2 pseudogenes are annotated in these 1,129 nt (G+C 50.4%); both read right to left on the reverse strand.

The annotated features are described in order from the left end of the window. Positions 1–97 (reverse strand): annotated as a pseudogene (locus CV944_RS17040) (AAA family ATPase); the annotation flags it as partial. Further along, positions 90–966: pseudogene (locus tag CV944_RS17045) on the reverse strand (transposase); the annotation flags it as partial. The pseudogenes CV944_RS17045 and CV944_RS17040, both read right to left, overlap by 8 nt. Positions 967–1,129 lie beyond the last annotated feature (163 nt).

Consider the following 1,129-nt stretch of genomic DNA (forward strand, 5'->3'; position numbering starts at 1 on the left):
GCAGCGCTTCTTGAAACGCCGCCCCTTGATACGCCTCGGACGGGTCGGTTTCTTTCGCAAACGGCTCCCGCGAGAGGGAATAAAACGTTTTATACATCCCGTTCGCCCTCCTTCGCCGAAATCGCCGCAAACGGCGACCGGTGGCGCTTGACATAGGCGTTATCTTCCAAACGCACCCGAAYGGCYTCCGCCACCCGTTTGCCATCTTCGTACACATAGACGCCTCGTTCGTCATAGCGGAGCTCAATCGATTATCCAATGAACCGAGGCGGCACCTCGTATAGCTGTTTATTCAGAGTGACCGTGCCATCGGCTTTCACCTTGCGGTGCTCCCGTTTCAGAAAAATCGCATCCAGCCAATCGATGTCTTCGATCCACACCACTTGTTCCACCTGAGACTGAAACACCTCATGCGGCGTTTTCCCATCCAGCGAGGCGTGCGGTTTTCGATGATACTCTTCTTCAAGCCACTTCCCAAAACGCTCGTTCAACTCGTCAAGCGACTTCGGCGGATTCAGCTCCAACAGCGGATAAAATCGTGTCTGTACGGTGCGGAAGAACCGTTCGATTTTTCCCTTGCTTTGCGGGTCATACGGCTGAGTGTGGATGAGCGTAATCCCCATCTCGGCGCACGCATACTGCAGCACCTCGGATCGATAAATTTTCCCGTTGTCCGAGTAAATGCGCTTCGGCTTCCCGCAACGAAGCACCGCTTCCTTTGTGACGATCCGCAGCCCGTCAAACTTCTCCGAAGGGAAACTATACGTACGGCACCAACCGCGAGCAGTCATCGATATAGGCGATCAAGAACGTTTTCTGGGCTTTCCCATTGACTCGAATCGTTGGTCCATGGGATAAGTCCCCTTGCCAAAGCTCATTGATCTGGTCATACGCAAATCGTTTTCGCTCCGGCATGGGCAAAATTTCTTTTCCGACAAGGTTGTGTTTTTTCAATAATCGGTATATACCCGTGGTGCTAGATAAAATGAGATAAGTATAAAAATAGCCCTTGCATGAAGGATCTCCTTTAAAATGAAAGTGCTACCAAACATTCAAAAGGAGAGTTCACATGCAAGAGCACTTTCATTTTACAACAGACGAAGCGAAAATTCAAAAACAATATGCAGCG

It is taken from the genome of Geobacillus sp. WSUCF-018B (genome assembly GCF_002809985.1).
Classification (GTDB): Bacteria; Bacillota; Bacilli; order Bacillales; family Anoxybacillaceae; genus Geobacillus; species Geobacillus thermophilus.